The sequence below is a fragment of the Rhodococcus xishaensis genome, assembly GCF_004011825.1.
Classification (GTDB): Bacteria; Actinomycetota; Actinomycetes; order Mycobacteriales; family Mycobacteriaceae; genus Prescottella; species Prescottella xishaensis.
This window is the reverse complement of record NZ_RKLO01000001.1, coordinates 598042-611906: the sequence shown is the minus strand read 5'-3', so window position 1 is coordinate 611906 and position 13865 is coordinate 598042. Positions and strand designations below refer to the sequence as shown.

Genomic DNA, 13865 nt, shown 5'->3' with positions numbered 1-13865 from the left:
CAGCGGCCCGCTCCGGTCACCGACCGCTGAAGGCGTCGCGCAGCCGGGAGAACAGACCCCCGCTGTGTTGCGACCCCGTCGACACCACTTCGGCGTGGTCGCGGTCGCGGTGGGCTTTGAGTTCCTCCAGCAACTTGATCTGTTTGCCGTCGAGGCGTGCCGGGACGACCACCTCGAGATGCGCGTGCAGGTCACCACGGACGGTCGAGCGCAGCTTCGGCATGCCGTGTCCACGCAGCACGGACACCGAGCCGGGCTGCGTGCCTGGGTCGACCGTGATCTCGGTGGGACCGTCGATGATCGTGTCGAGCGTGACGGTGGTGCCAAGAGCCGCGTCGACCATCGGCACCCGGATCGTGCAGTGGAGGTCGTCGCCGTCGCGCACGAAGGTCTCGTGCGGCTGCTCGATCACCTCGACATACAGGTCACCGGCCGGACCGCCGCCCGGCCCCACCTCGCCCTGTGCGGCGAGCCGGATCCGCATGCCGTTGCTCACGCCCGCGGGCACCTTGACGTTGATGTCCCGGCGTGCCCGCACGCGACCGTCGCCGCCGCACTTGTGGCACGGGTCTGGGATCGTCTCGCCGGCGCCACGACAGGTGGGGCACGGTCGCGATGTCATGACCTGGCCGAGGAACGAGCGCTGCACGGACTGGACCTCACCGGCACCGCCGCAGGTCTCGCAGCGGATCGGCTTGGAGTTGTCGTGGGTTCCCGCGCCGGCACAGCCGTCGCACAGGATCGCGGTTTCGACCGTGATGGTCTTGGTGACACCGGTGGCGCACTCGGCGAGCGTCAACCTGGTGCGCAGCAGCGAGTCGGCGCCGGGCTGGACACGCCCCCGGGGCCCGCGGGTGGCCCCGCCACCGCCGCCGAAGAACGCCTCGAACACGTCCCCGAGACCACCGAAGCCGGCACCGGAGAACCCGGCACCACCCCCAGCAGCGGATTCCATGGGGTCGCCCCCCAGGTCGACGATGCGACGCTTCTCCGGGTCCGACAGCACCTCGTACGCGGTGGAGACCTCACGGAAGCGGGTCTGCGCCGACTCGTCCGGGTTGACGTCCGGATGCAGCTCGCGGGCGAGCTTTCGGTACGCCCGCTTGATCTCCTGATCGGTCGCCTTCGGCCCGACGCCGAGTATGCCGTAGTAATCCCGTGCCACTTTGGGTATCTCGTCCTTCTCTACTTCGTTCGCACCACGCGGTGAACAGCTCCGACCGGAGCAACCTGGCCGACGTCCGGTCCGACATCGTCGCCCGGACGCACACTACCGCTCGGCGAGTACCTCGCCGATGTACCTCGCAACGGCAGCGACCGAGGCAATTGTTCCCGGATAGTCCATTCGGGTGGGACCGAGGACCCCCATACCGCCGAGGACGGTGCCGGCGGCGCCGTAACCGGTCGAGATGACCGACGTGCCCCGCATCTCCTCGACCTGCGTCTCTTCACCGATCCGGACCGTCACCCGGCCGGCGCCCTGTGTCGCGGCAATCAACTTGAGGACCACGACCTGTTCCTCGAGCGCTTCGAGGACGGATCGCAGGGAACCGGGCAGGCCGGCCTGGGGCGCGAAGTCGGCCGCGTTGCGGGTCAGGTTCGCGGTGCCGCCGAGCAGCAGCCGGTCCTCGGGATGCTCCACGAGAGTCTCGACCAGTACCGTCGCCGACCGCACAACCGCGTCACGGATACTCTCCGGTGCGTCCTCGGCGAGTTCGGACACCGCAATCGAGGCCGCGGCGAGCCGCTTGCCCTCGAGCGCACCGCCGAGCAGGGACCGCAGCCGGGACAGATCCGCGTCGTCGATCACGTCCCCGAGTTCGACGATCCGCTGATCGACCCGGCCAGAGTCGGTGATCAGGACCAACAGCAGACGAGCAGGCGTGAGAGCGACCACTTCGATGTGGCGCACCGACGACGCCGACAGCGTCGGATACTGCACGATCGCGACCTGGCGGGTGAGCTGCGCCAAGAGACGAACCCCTCGCCGCAGGACGTCGTCCAGGTCCACACCGGATTCGAGGAACTCGAGAATGGCGCGGCGTTCCGCTGGTGACAGGGGCTTGACGTCGGCGATGCGGTCGACGAACTGACGGTATCCCTTGTCCGTCGGTACCCGACCCGAGCTCGTGTGCGGCTGTGTGATGTAGCCCTCGGCCTCTAGAGCGGCCATGTCGTTGCGGATCGTGGCGCTCGACACACCGAGGTTGTGGCGCTCGACCAGCGTCTTCGACCCGATCGGCTCCTGGGTGGAGACGTAGTCGGCGACGATCGCCCGGAGTACCTCGAAGCGCCTTTCCTCCGTGCTCGGCACCGTCGACCACCTCCACTTCGCCACAAGATCTGAGCCTGCCGTAGGGCACCCCCCGGCATCGGATACCGCGGTTCGTGGCACCCACCTCGGTACCAAGTCTAATGGCCGGTTGGAATGCTAACGGCGCAGGCTGCGCTCGGCATTTGTCACCAGCCGGGCAACCCGTCAGGCCGTAGGGTTGTCGTGGGGTCGGTATGTAGGTCCGGCCGCAGACGAAGAACACCGCTGACAAAGAGCGCAGGCAGAACGCAATGATCTTCAAGGGTGTCCGGGACGGCAGGCCATACCCAGATCACGGATTGACGCTGAGGGACTGGTCCCGGATCCCGCCTCGCCAGATACGCCTGAACGAGATCGTGACCACGACGAGGGTCCTCGAACTCGACCGACTGCTTTCCGAGGACTCCACCTTCTACGGCGATCTGTTTCCCCACGCGGTGATGTGGCACGGCGTGCTCTACCTCGAGGACGGCGTACACCACGCGGTGCGGTCGGCACTTCGCAACCGGGCTGTCCTTCACGCGCGGGTCTACGACCTCGATGCCGAGCAAGGCTCCGAGCAGTGAACTCCTTCCGGCACTGAGCACCGTCCGAGGGACGGCGCTGGAGATACCCGCTGGTCGCGATGGGACGACGCGAGGTCCGCCTACGCGAGGAGGTCCCGCACCACCGCATCGGCGAGCAGGCGCCCCCGATCAGTGAGCACCAGGTGGTCGGACTCGACCACCGCGAGACCGTCGTCCAAGACCCGCTCGGCCGCGACGCGTTCACCGTCTCGCAGAGCCGACAACGGCAGCCCGCTCCGCAGGCGCACGGTCAGCAGGACTCGCTCGACGTGGATGTCTTCCTCGGTGAGCGTTTCACTGCCCTCGACCGGCAACTGCCCGGCGGACAGCCGATCCGCGTACCGCGCCGGATGCTTCACGTTCCACCACCGCACGCCGCCGACGTGGCTGTGAGCGCCGGGCCCGACACCCCACCAGTGACCGCCGTCCCAGTAGCCGAGGTTGTGGCGGCAGCGCGCGTCGTCGTTCGACGCCCAGTTCGACACCTCGTACCAGTGCAGCCCGGCATCGGCCAGACGCGCGTCGATCCGCTCGTAGCGGGACGCGAGGACGTCGTCGTCGGGGGCGGGCAGTTCGCCGCGCCGCACCTTCCGAGCCAGTGCGGTCCCATCCTCGACGATCAGCGCATACGCGGAAACGTGGTCGACGCCGGCACCGAGCACGGCGTCGAGCGACGCGTCGAGGTCGGCCTCCGTCTCACCGGGCGTGCCGTAGATGAGATCGAGGTTGACGTGATCGAACCCGGCGGCGCGTGCCTCCCGGGCCGCGGCGACGGCCCGGCCCGGAGTGTGGGTGCGGTCGAGGACCTTCAGCACGTGTTCGGCCGCGGACTGCATGCCGAGCGAGATCCGGGTGAATCCCGCCTCGCGAAGGGCCGCGAAGAACTCCGGTGACGTCGATTCCGGATTCGATTCGGTTGTCACTTCGGCGCCGTGCGCGAGCCCGAAGGTGGCCTTGACCGCCCCGAGGACGCTTGCGAGCACGTCGCCGCCGAGCAACGACGGCGTCCCACCACCGACGAAGACGGTGTCGACCAGGGGGCCGCCGGTGATCTCGGCTGCCCGCGCGAGTTCGCGCTCGGCTGCCTCGAGCCACGACTGCGGCGAGGCGGAGGTACCCAACTCACCGGCCGTGTAGGTGTTGAAGTCGCAGTAGCCGCACCGTGTCGCACAGAACGGGACGTGGACGTAAATACCGAACGGACGCGTGCCTACCTCGGCCAGCGCCGAATCGGGAAGTTCGAAGGGCGTCGAGGCGACCGCGGGGGTCGAGAGGGCGGATCCACTCACGGCTCCAGTGTCCCAGTCGCCCACGTTCGCGCCAGGGCCGCCTCGACGATCAGGCATTTCCCGCGGTTTCGAGGGAAATATGCTCCCGGCGGTCGGCACAGCGGGATTCCCATGGCACAATGGCCCGCATGACAGATGCAGGGGTGCGATTGGTGGTCAGGCGCCACGTCGACCTCAAGCGTGTCTGTAGCTGTTGCTGTCTGTCCTGCGGCGCGTAAGCAGCCCAGCGACTCCCTGCCCCAGAGCAGTCGACGCTGGCCTGCGTCTCCCCCCGTTTCGCCCGCCAATCCCGGCCGGCCGAGCCTGACTCCGTGAGGAAGCAGCCCTCCTCCCGTGTCTTCGACCGGTGCACTGCGAGATTGCACACAATTCAGGAGCATTCATGACGTCGACCACCGACGCCAACTCGACGACGAGCCCTCCCGGCAAGGCCCGTGCCGCCCGTCCGAAAAAGCGCCGATCCGAAGGCCAATGGGCGCTCGGCTACCGCGAACCGCTCAACGCGAACGAGCAGACGAAGAAGGACGACAACCCACTCAACGTCCGCGCTCGCATCGAGAACATCTACTCGAAGCAGGGTTTCGACAGCATCGACAAGGCCGACCTGAGGGGCCGGTTTCGCTGGTGGGGCCTGTACACGCAGCGTGAAGAAGGCTACGACGGCACCTACACCGGTGACGAGAACATCGACCTGCTCGAGGCCAAGTACTTCATGATGCGGGTGCGGTGCGACGCCGGCGCTCTCAACGTCGAGCAGTTGCGCACCCTCGGCGGCATCTCCACCGAGTTCGGTCGGGACACCGCCGACCTGTCCGATCGCGAGAACGTCCAGTACCACTGGATCCGCATCGAGGACGTTCCGGAGATCTGGAACCGCCTCGAGTCGGTCGGCCTCCAGACCACCGAGGCGTGCGGCGATTGCCCGCGCGTCGTCCTCGGCTCCCCACTGGCCGGCGAGTCCCTGGACGAGATCATCGACCCGACGCCGGCGATCGACGAGATCGTCCGCCGGTACATCGGCGATCCGCGCTACTCGAACCTTCCCCGCAAGTTCAAGACCGCGATTTCCGGGCAGCAGGACGTGGTCCACGAGATCAACGACGTCGCGTTCGTCGGCGTCGTCCACCCCGAGCACGGTCCGGGGCTGGATCTGTGGGTCGGCGGTGGGCTCTCGACGAACCCCATGCTGGCGCAGCGCGTCGGCGTCTGGGTGCCGCTGGACGAGGTGCCGGACGTGTGGGAGGCCGTCGTCGCCATCTTCCGGGACTACGGATATCGCCGTCTGCGCGCCAAGGCACGGCTGAAGTTCCTTATCAAGGACTGGGGCATCGAGAAGTTCCGCGAGGTTCTCGAAACCGAGTACCTGAAGCGCAAGCTCATCGACGGTCCCGCCCCCGAGAAGCCGGCCCGCCCGATCGACCACGTCGGCGTCCAGCGGCTGCGCAACGGCCTCAACGCCATCGGGTTCTCGCCCATCGCCGGTCGGGTCTCGGGCACGATCCTGACGAAGGTGGCCGCCGCGGTCGAGGCCGTCGGCTCCGACCGTGTTCGCTTCACCCCGTACCAGAAGCTCGTCGTGCTCGACGTGCCGGACGACAAGGTCGAATGGCTCATCGACGAACTCCGGCCACTCGGGCTGCACGGCCGGCCGTCGCATTGGCGGCGGAACCTGCTGGCGTGCAGTGGAATCGAGTTCTGCAAGCTGTCGTTCGTGGAAACCCGCAAGCGGTCGCAGGTGCTCGCACCCGAACTCGAGGAACGACTCGCGGACGTGAACGCGCAGCTCGACGTCCCGATCACCGTCAACATCAACGGTTGCCCCAACTCGTGCGGTCGATCACAGATCGCAGACATCGGGTTCAAGGGTCAGCTGGTCGACGACGGCGAGGGCAATCAGGTCGAAGGCTTCCAGGTGCACCTGGGCGGCAGCCTCGGCCTCGACAGCGCATTCGGGCGGAAGCTGCGACAGCACAAGGTGACCAGCGCCGAACTCGGCGACTACATCGACCGTGTGGTGCGCAACTTCGTCAAGAACCGTCACGAAGGCGAACGGTTCGCACAGTGGGCAATTCGAGCAGACGAGGGAGACTTGCGATGACGGTGGATCTGACCACGGCAACCGCGGACGAGCTCCGCGCGCTCGCCGCCCGCGGAGCAGCAGACCTGGACGGTGCATCCGCACTGGAGTTGCTGCGGTGGACCGAGGACACATTCGGATCGAACTACATCGTGGCCTCGAACATGCAGGACGGCGTCCTCGTTCACCTTGCGACACAGGTGCGTCCCGGCGTCGACGTGCTGTTCCTCGACACCGGATACCACTTCGCCGAGACCATCGGGACCCGGGACGCGGTCGAGCAGGTGTACGGCGTCAACGTCATCAATGCCAGGCCGGCCACCACGGTCGCCGAGCAGGACTCGATCGAGGGCAAGGACCTGTTCGCCCGTGATCCCAACCGCTGCTGCGCGCTGCGCAAGGTCGCGCCACTGAAGGCGACGCTCAGTGGCTACCAGGCGTGGGTCACCGGCATCCGCCGGGTGGAGTCCCCCACCCGGGCGAACGCCCCGCTTGTCTCGTTCGACGAGGCGTTCGGGCTGGTGAAGATCAATCCCATCGCCGCATGGTCCGACGAGGACATGCAGGCGTACATCGACGAGCACTCAATTCTGGTCAATCCGCTCGTCGACGAGGGATATCCGTCCATCGGGTGCGCTCCCTGCACCGCCAAACCACTCCCCGGCACCGATCCGCGTAGCGGTCGGTGGGCCGGTTCGGCCAAGACAGAATGCGGGTTGCACGCGTCATGACAATCGACATTACTGAGACCGTCCCGACTCTCGGCGCCGCGGTGCCGCGACCTCAGCTCGATACCACCGAGCGAGTTCGACTCGACGGCAACAAGTTCGACACCCTCGATGCTCTCGAGTCCGAGGCCATCCACGTCTTCCGCGAGGTGGCCGGCGAGTTCGAGCGGCCCGTGATCCTGTTCTCGGGTGGCAAGGACTCGACAGTGCTGCTGCACCTGGCGTTAAAGGCGTTCTGGCCTGCGCCGCTGCCGTTCGCGCTGCTGCACGTCGACACCGGCCACAACCTGCCCGAGGTTCTCGAGTTCCGCGACCACGTCGTCGCGAAGTATGACCTGCGTCTGCACGTCGCCAAGGTCGAGGACTACCTCGCCGACGGCCGGCTCACCGAACGTCCCGACGGGATCCGGAACCCGCTGCAGACGGTTCCGCTTCTCGATGCCATCACCGAAAACCGCTTCGACGCGGTCTTCGGCGGCGGCCGCCGTGACGAGGAGCGCTCACGAGCCAAGGAGCGGATCTTCTCGCTGCGCAACGCCTTCGGGCAGTGGGATCCCAAACGGCAGCGCCCCGAGCTGTGGAACCTGTACAACGGGCGGCACGCGCCGGGTGAGCACGTGCGGGTGTTCCCGCTGAGCAACTTCACCGAGCTCGACATCTGGCGGTACATCGCTCGTGACGACGTCGAACTCGCGAGCATCTACTACGCGCACCAGCGTCAGGTCTACCGGCGCGACGGCATGTGGATGACGCCGGGCGTGTGGGGTGGTCCGGCCGAGGGCGAAGAACTCGAGGTCCGGTCGGTGCGGTACCGCACCGTCGGCGACGGCTCCACCACCGGCGCCATCCTGTCCGACGCCGCCGACAACGAGGCCATCCTGTCCGAGGTCGCGGCGTCCCGGCTGACCGAACGCGGCGCCACCCGCGGCGACGACCGAGTGTCCGAGGCCGCCATGGAGGACCGCAAGCGAGAGGGCTACTTCTGATCATGAGCGACCTTCACGAGCGTAGCCCGCGAAGCGAGACGAAACTCCTGCGACTGGCCACTGCCGGCAGCGTCGACGACGGCAAGTCCACCCTGGTGGGTCGGCTGCTCTACGACACCAAATCCGTTCTGGCCGACCAGATCGACGCGGTCACCCGTGCGTCGGTCGACAAGGGCCTGTCCACCCCGGACCTGTCTCTGCTGGTCGACGGCCTGCGCGCCGAACGCGAGCAGGGCATTACGATCGACGTCGCGTACCGCTACTTCGCGACCCCGCGCCGGTCGTTCGTACTCGCCGACACCCCCGGCCACGTGCAGTACACCCGCAACACCGTCTCCGGCGCCTCGACCGCCCAGTTGGTGATCCTGCTCGTCGACGCTCGCAAGGGTGTCGTTGCGCAGACCCGCAAGCACGCCGCGGTCCTGGCACTGCTCGGCGTGCCGCGATTGGTGCTGGCGGTCAACAAAATCGATCTCGTCGACAATCCGGCGACGGTGTTCGCCGACATCTCCAGCGAGTTCAACGAGCTGACCACGTCCCTGGGCTGGGCGCCCGAGGACGTCGTGGAGATCCCGGTCTCGGCACTGCACGGCGACAACGTCGCGGTGCACTCGCAGAACACGCCGTACTACGACGGCCCGACGCTGATCGAGCACCTGGAGTCGGTGCCGGTGGACGGCGACAACGAAGGTAAACACGATGTGGGCCTGCGGTTCCCGGTCCAGTACGTGATCCGACCGCGCACCGCCGATTTCCCCGACTACCGCGGCTACGCCGGTCAGGTGGCCGCCGGTTCGGTCGTGGCCGGCGACGAGGTCGTCATCCTGCCGTCAGGCACCCGGACCACCGTGTCCCGGATCGACACGGCCGACGGCGAACTCGACGTCGCCCACGCAGGACGCAGTGTCACGCTGGTGCTCGCCGACGACGTCGACGTCTCCCGCGGTGACACGATCGCGTCTCCGTCGAACTCGCCCGAGCCGATCGATCAGTTCGACGCGACCGTGTGCTGGCTCGCCGAGAAGCCGCTGCGCCCGGGCGCGCGCCTGCTACTGAAGCACGGCACGCGCACCACGCAGGCGATCGTGGGTGCACTCGTGGAGCGCTTGGACGAGCAGGAACTGGTGTCAGAGGCGTCCCCGGAGACGCTCGAACTCAACGAGATCGGCAAGATCTCGGTGCGTGTCGCCGACCCGATCGTGGCCGACGACTACACCGTGAACCGGCACACCGGTAGCTTCCTGCTGATCGACCCGGCCGGCGGCAACACGCTGGCGGCTGGACTCGTCGGCGATGCGATCGCCGCCGTCGAACTCGGCGAACGGGTCTGAGACAGTGCACCCGCAGGTCGCTGCCGCGACGGGGCACCCGCAGGTCGCTGCCGCGACGGGGCACCCGCAGGTCGCTGCCGCGACGGTTCCGCTCATCGCTGTCGCCCATGGCAGCCGCGACCCCCGCTCCGCGCGGGTGGTCACGGCCGCCGTGGCGGCGATCCGCGCCCGGCACCCGGAACTCGACGTCCGAGTGTGTTTCCTGGATCTCACCGCGCCTTCGGTCGACCAGGTGCTCGACGCCGTCGCCGCAGAGGGCCATTCGACGGCCGTCGTTGTTCCACTCCTCCTCGGCAGCGCCTACCACGCACGGGTGGACCTGCCGGGCATTCTCGCCGCAGCCCGCGCCCGCCATCCGCAGTTGAGCGTGTTCCCGTCGGACGTGCTGGGGCACGATCCCCGCCTCGTCGCTGCGGTGCGGGAGCGGATCGTCGCGGCGGGTATCGCCACGGACGACGCCGAGACCGGAGTCGTCCTCGCTGCAGTCGGCTCGTCCGATCCGTCGGCGAACGACCGCACCCGCGCGCTGGCCGCCGTCCTCAGCGAGGGGACCGGGTGGGGTGTCGAGACCTGCTTCGTGACGTCCGCGGAGCCCACTGTCGGACAGGCGATCACCCGGCTGCGTTCGCGGGGCGCGGGGCGGATCGCGATCGCACCGTGGTTCCTGGCGCCCGGCCGACTGACCGACCGCCTCGGCCGAGCCGCATTGGAAGTCGCCCCCGATGCGGTGTTCGCGGACACCATCGGCGCGCACCCCAGCGTCGCCGAAGTCGCCCTCGACCGCTATGCCTCCGGTAGGGCCCAGACCTTCCAGACACAGGCCAAACGATCGGCCTGAGTGCTGATCCACTCAGAGGGGACTGCCGGAAGGACTACGCGGAGAGGGCTTGGCTCGGAGAGCGCAGGGATCCTCTCTTCCCTAGCCGGATATGTCGGTCGGCCGGATGTAGATGGTCTCCCCCTCGCGGAGGTCCAGTGCCTCCGCGTCGCTGCGCGTGATCTGCGCGGATAGTTCCTGCGCACCGGTCTTCGGCTGCAGCTCCACCCGCACCTCGAAGCCGAGGCGCACGACACGGGAGACAGTGGCCGCGAACGACTGCGGTAGCTGGTTGCGGTCCAGGCGCAGGTCATGTGGGCGCACCAGTTGCCCGTTGAGCCGGGCGACCGGTCCCAGGAACGACATCACGAAGTCGTTGGCGGGGGTGTCGTAGAGCTCCTGCGGGGTTCCGACCTGTTCGATTCGCCCCCGGTTGAGCACCGCGATCCGGTCGGCGACGTCGAGCGCCTCCTCCTGATCGTGGGTGACGAGCACGGTCGTCACGTGGACCTCGTCGTGCAGGCGCCGCAGCCACGCACGCAGGTCGTCGCGCACCTTCGCGTCGAGCGCACCGAACGGCTCGTCGAGCAGAAGCACCTGCGGGTCCACCGCGAGGGCACGCGCGAGAGCCATGCGCTGACGCTGGCCACCCGACAGCTGCGCGGGGTAGCGGTGTTGGAAGCCGTCGAGTCCGACGATGCCGAGCAGGTCGTCGACCTTCCTGGCGACTTCCGCCTTGGGACGCTTGCGGATCTTCAACCCGAAGGCAACGTTGTCACGCACCGTCATGTGTTTGAACGCGGCGTAGTGCTGGAAGACGAACCCGATGTCGCGCTTCTGCGGCGGCACGCCGGTGACGTCCTTGCCGGCGATCGTGATCGTGCCCGAATCCGGATGCTCGAGTCCGGCGATCGACCGCAGCAGCGTCGACTTGCCCGAGCCGCTCGGTCCGAGCAGGGCCGTCAGCGAACCCGAGGGAATCTCGAGGGTGACGTCGTCGAGCGCGGCGAAGTCGCCGTAGTTCTTGCGCGCTCCGGTCACGGTAATCATGTCGTGCTCCTCTTGCGGTCGAGCAGAGTCATCAGCAGCAGGGTGAGCAGCGCGATCGCCATCAGTAGCGTCGCCGCCGAGTACGCCCCGAAAGTGTTGTGGTCGTCGATGTATCGCGCATGCACCAGCAGCGTCAAGGTCTGAGACTCACCTGGAATGCCGGACGAGACCATGATCACCGCACCGAACTCGCCGAGCGCGCGCGCCACCGTGAGCACGACACCGTATGTAAGGCCCCAGCGGATAGCCGGCAGCGTGATCCTAGAGAACGTTTGCCACTTCGACGCGCCGAGGGTTGCGGCGGCCTGCTCCTGCTCGTCGCCGATCTCGTGCAGGACCGGTTCGACTTCACGGACCACGAACGGCAGTGTCACGAAGATCGTGGCGATCACCATGCCGGGCAGCCCGAAGATCACCCGGAAGCCCAACGATTCGACGCCGCCGAGCCAGCCACCGGCACCCCAGAGCAGGATCAGCGAGACGCCGACGACGACGGGAGAGACCGCGAACGGAAGGTCCACGACCGACTGCAGCAGACCGCGTCCAGGGAAACGGCCGCGGACGAGGGCGAGCGCCGTGACGATCCCGAAGACCACGTTGACGGGGACGACGATCGCCACGATCAGCAGCGACAGATTGAGCGCCGAGATGGCGGCGGGCGTGCTGATGGACTCGTAGAACGCGACGAACCCGTTCTCGAACGTGCGGTAGAGGATGACCGCGACCGGGGTGAACAGCAGCGCGAACAGATACACCAGCACGACCGTGCGCAGACTGATGCGAGCCAGCGGGGAGATCTTCACTGTGCGTGCTCCTCTCTGCGCTGGTTGCGGGCCGCGAAGACACGGAGCACGAACAACGTCGCGAACGCGATCGCGAGCAGGGCCATCGACACCGCGGCCGCACTGACCGGCCTGTCGATCTCGATCTGCTGCTGAATGTACTGCGAGGCCACCTGGGTCTCACGTGGGATGTTGCCGCCGATCAGTACCACCGAGCCGTACTCGCCGATCGCGCGGGCGAATGCCAATCCGGCACCGCTGATGATCGCCGGCGTCAGGGTCGGCAGGACCACCCGGCGGAAGATGGTCCAGTTGCTCGCTCCGAGTGAGGCGGCCGCTTCCTCGACTTCGCGGTCAGCTTCGATCAGCACGGGCTGCACGGATCGCACGACGAACGGCAGCGTCACGAATGCCAGCGCGATGATCAGGGCGGGCCGCGTCGCGCTCAGGTGCACGCCGATCGGGCTCTCCGGCCCGTACAGCGACAAAAGCACGATGCTCGCGACGATCGTGGGCAGCGCGAACGGCAGATCAATGAGCGCGTTGATGATCCGCTTACCAGGAAACTCGTCGCGCACGAGGACCCACGCGATCATCGTTCCCATCACGACGTTGATCAGTGCGACGATCGCCGACACCGCTACCGTCACCTGGAGGGCGGCGAGCGCGCTGGGCGCGGTGATCGCTTCCCAGAATCCGCCGATTCCGTCCTCGAGCGAGGCGACGGTCAGCGCGGCCAGCGGCAGCAGCACGATGACGCTGAGCCACAGCGACGCGACTCCGATACCCAGCGGGCCGACGGTCCCGGTGACCGCGAGCCAGTTCTTGCGGCGCGCCACTACTTCGTCGCGTTGTCGTAGACGGCGGCGATGCTGCCGGTACGCGAATCGAACAGATCCGCGTCGACGGTCTCCCAGCCACCGAGGTCGGCTATGGTCCACAGCTGCTGCGGCTGCGGGAAGTCGTCTGCGAACTCCTTCGCGACCGCCGGATCGACCGGACGGAAGCCGGCTTCGGCCCACAGTCGTTGCGCCTCAGGCGTGTACAGGTAGTCCCGGAAAGCCCTCGCCTGAACAATGTTCGGGCTGTTCGAGATCACAGCAGCCGGGTTTTCTATCTTGAACGTTGCCGATGGAATCACGTGCTCGACCGGGTCGCCGCTCCGCTCGATGAACAGCGCCTCGTTCTCGTAGCTCAACAGGACGTCGCCGCGACCCTGCAGGAAGGCCTCCGTTGCCTCCCGCCCGGACTTGGGCTGCACCTTGATGTGCTCGCCGACCAACTTCTCGAGGTAGTCGATCCCGGCCTGCGGATCACTGCCGCCGCCGCTCTCGGCGGCATACGGCGCCAGGAGATTCCACTTGGCCGAGCCCGAACTGAACGGATTCGGGGTGACGACCTCGACACCTGGCCGAATGAGATCGTCCCAGTCCCGGATGTTCTTCGGATTGCCCTCGCGGACGACGAATGTGACGACCGAGCCGAAGGGAATCCCGTGGTACGCGTCACTGTTCCAGTGCTCGTCGACGCGACCTGCTTCCACCAGTCGGGTGATGTCGGGTTCGACCGAGAAGCTCACGAAGTCGGCCGGGGCACCGTCCTCGACCTTGCGGGACTGATCTCCCGATGCACCGTAGGAGGGCTTGAAAGCGATGCCCTCGCCTTCCTCGGTCTCGGCGAACCCCTCCATGACTTTGTCGAAACCGGGCTTGGGAACCCCGTATGCGAACACGCTGACGGTGCCCCTACTGCCGTCCCCACCGATATCGCCGCCGCCCACGACGTCACTCGAACCGCCACTGCACGCGGTCAGCGCGACTGCGCCGATCGCGACGAGCGCGGTCAGTAACAAGCGGGAACGGTGCCTCATGGCGGATAACCTTCCAAGCGAGCCGGCAAGTGCAGAAGACCACATAGGGAATCAA

The 13865-nt window shown here is 67.3% G+C and carries 13 protein-coding genes; 6 read left to right on the top strand and 7 right to left on the bottom strand.

All coding sequences use genetic code 11. The annotated features are described in order from the left end of the window. Positions 1-16: 16 nt before the first annotated feature. Together dnaJ and hrcA are read right to left on the bottom strand one after the other, a co-directional pair. The gene (gene dnaJ, locus EGT50_RS02890; protein ID WP_127951064.1) at positions 17-1165 is read right to left on the bottom strand and encodes a molecular chaperone DnaJ; all 1149 of its coding nucleotides are present in this window, start codon (positions 1163-1165) and stop codon (positions 17-19) included. 105 nt (positions 1166-1270) lie between these two features. Next, positions 1271-2314, bottom strand: coding sequence for a heat-inducible transcriptional repressor HrcA (hrcA, locus tag EGT50_RS02885; RefSeq protein WP_127951063.1), 1044 nt, complete (start codon positions 2312-2314; stop codon positions 1271-1273). Positions 2315-2565: 251 nt separating this feature from the next. Here hrcA and EGT50_RS02880 point away from each other — a divergent pair, with 251 nt between their 5' ends. After that, on the top strand, positions 2566-2880 hold the full coding sequence (locus tag EGT50_RS02880; RefSeq protein WP_127951062.1) for a type II toxin-antitoxin system VapB family antitoxin: 315 nt from the start codon (positions 2566-2568) through the stop codon (positions 2878-2880). Positions 2881-2960: 80 nt separating this feature from the next. Here EGT50_RS02880 and hemW read toward each other — a convergent pair whose 3' ends face one another. Beyond that, positions 2961-4226, bottom strand: a complete 1266-nt coding sequence (gene hemW / locus EGT50_RS02875; protein ID WP_127951061.1) for a radical SAM family heme chaperone HemW — start codon at positions 4224-4226, stop codon at positions 2961-2963. 325 nt (positions 4227-4551) lie between these two features. On the opposite strand from hemW, the gene EGT50_RS02870 reads away from it, so the two are divergent. The 5 genes from EGT50_RS02870 to EGT50_RS02850 are packed head-to-tail and all read left to right on the top strand — an operon-like array spanning position 4552 to position 10129. After that, positions 4552-6267 carry a nitrite/sulfite reductase gene (locus tag EGT50_RS02870; RefSeq protein ID WP_127951060.1) on the top strand — a complete coding sequence of 572 codons (1716 nt, stop codon included), beginning with the start codon at positions 4552-4554 and terminating at the stop codon, positions 6265-6267. After that, positions 6264-6977, top strand: a complete 714-nt coding sequence (locus EGT50_RS02865; protein WP_127951059.1) for a phosphoadenylyl-sulfate reductase — start codon at positions 6264-6266, stop codon at positions 6975-6977. The genes EGT50_RS02870 and EGT50_RS02865 overlap by 4 nt, the downstream gene beginning before the upstream one ends. Next, on the top strand, positions 6974-7960 hold the full coding sequence (cysD, locus tag EGT50_RS02860) for a sulfate adenylyltransferase subunit CysD (protein ID WP_408014583.1): 987 nt from the start codon (positions 6974-6976) through the stop codon (positions 7958-7960). The genes EGT50_RS02865 and cysD overlap by 4 nt, the downstream gene beginning before the upstream one ends. Positions 7961-7962: 2 nt before the next feature. Next, a complete protein-coding gene (locus tag EGT50_RS02855; protein ID WP_127951058.1) occupies positions 7963-9291 on the top strand; it encodes a sulfate adenylyltransferase subunit 1 in 1329 nt (442 codons plus the stop codon). Beyond that, positions 9254-10129 carry a sirohydrochlorin chelatase gene (locus EGT50_RS02850; RefSeq protein ID WP_127951057.1) on the top strand — a complete coding sequence of 292 codons (876 nt, stop codon included), beginning with the start codon at positions 9254-9256 and terminating at the stop codon, positions 10127-10129. Before EGT50_RS02855 ends, EGT50_RS02850 begins: the two co-directional genes overlap by 38 nt. Before the next feature lie 81 nt (positions 10130-10210). Here EGT50_RS02850 and EGT50_RS02845 read toward each other — a convergent pair whose 3' ends face one another. Genes EGT50_RS02845 through EGT50_RS02830 form a run of 4 tightly spaced genes read right to left on the bottom strand, consistent with a single transcriptional unit; the run spans position 10211 to position 13810 of the window. Then, positions 10211-11158 carry a sulfate/molybdate ABC transporter ATP-binding protein gene (locus EGT50_RS02845; protein ID WP_127951056.1) on the bottom strand — a complete coding sequence of 316 codons (948 nt, stop codon included), beginning with the start codon at positions 11156-11158 and terminating at the stop codon, positions 10211-10213. Then, positions 11155-11961: a sulfate ABC transporter permease subunit CysW gene (gene cysW, locus EGT50_RS02840; protein ID WP_127951055.1), complete on the bottom strand. Its 807-nt coding sequence runs from the start codon at positions 11959-11961 to the stop codon at positions 11155-11157. Before cysW ends, EGT50_RS02845 begins: the two co-directional genes overlap by 4 nt. Continuing rightward, the gene (gene cysT, locus EGT50_RS02835) at positions 11958-12779 is read right to left on the bottom strand and encodes a sulfate ABC transporter permease subunit CysT (RefSeq protein WP_127946574.1); all 822 of its coding nucleotides are present in this window, start codon (positions 12777-12779) and stop codon (positions 11958-11960) included. The genes cysW and cysT overlap by 4 nt, the downstream gene beginning before the upstream one ends. Next, on the bottom strand, positions 12779-13810 hold the full coding sequence (locus tag EGT50_RS02830) for a sulfate ABC transporter substrate-binding protein (protein WP_127951054.1): 1032 nt from the start codon (positions 13808-13810) through the stop codon (positions 12779-12781). Before EGT50_RS02830 ends, cysT begins: the two co-directional genes overlap by 1 nt. Between the last annotated feature and the right edge of the window lie 55 nt (positions 13811-13865).

Bases quoted from the DNA above. Each gene is read 5' to 3' on its own strand.
- EGT50_RS02880 (WP_127951062.1), top strand. From the start codon at position 2,566: ATGATCTTCAAGGGTGTCCGGGACGGCAGGCCATACCCAGATCACGGA.
- hemW (WP_127951061.1), bottom strand. From the start codon at position 4,226: ATGCCTGATCGTCGAGGCGGCCCTGGCGCGAACGTGGGCGACTGGGAC.
- EGT50_RS02870 (WP_127951060.1), top strand. From the start codon at position 4,552: ATGACGTCGACCACCGACGCCAACTCGACGACGAGCCCTCCCGGCAAG.
- EGT50_RS02865 (WP_127951059.1), top strand. From the start codon at position 6,264: ATGACGGTGGATCTGACCACGGCAACCGCGGACGAGCTCCGCGCGCTC.
- cysD (WP_408014583.1), top strand. From the start codon at position 6,974: ATGACAATCGACATTACTGAGACCGTCCCGACTCTCGGCGCCGCGGTG.
- EGT50_RS02855 (WP_127951058.1), top strand. From the start codon at position 7,963: ATGAGCGACCTTCACGAGCGTAGCCCGCGAAGCGAGACGAAACTCCTG.
- EGT50_RS02850 (WP_127951057.1), top strand. From the start codon at position 9,254: ATGCGATCGCCGCCGTCGAACTCGGCGAACGGGTCTGAGACAGTGCAC.
- EGT50_RS02845 (WP_127951056.1), bottom strand. From the start codon at position 11,158: ATGATTACCGTGACCGGAGCGCGCAAGAACTACGGCGACTTCGCCGCG.
- EGT50_RS02830 (WP_127951054.1), bottom strand. From the start codon at position 13,810: ATGAGGCACCGTTCCCGCTTGTTACTGACCGCGCTCGTCGCGATCGGC.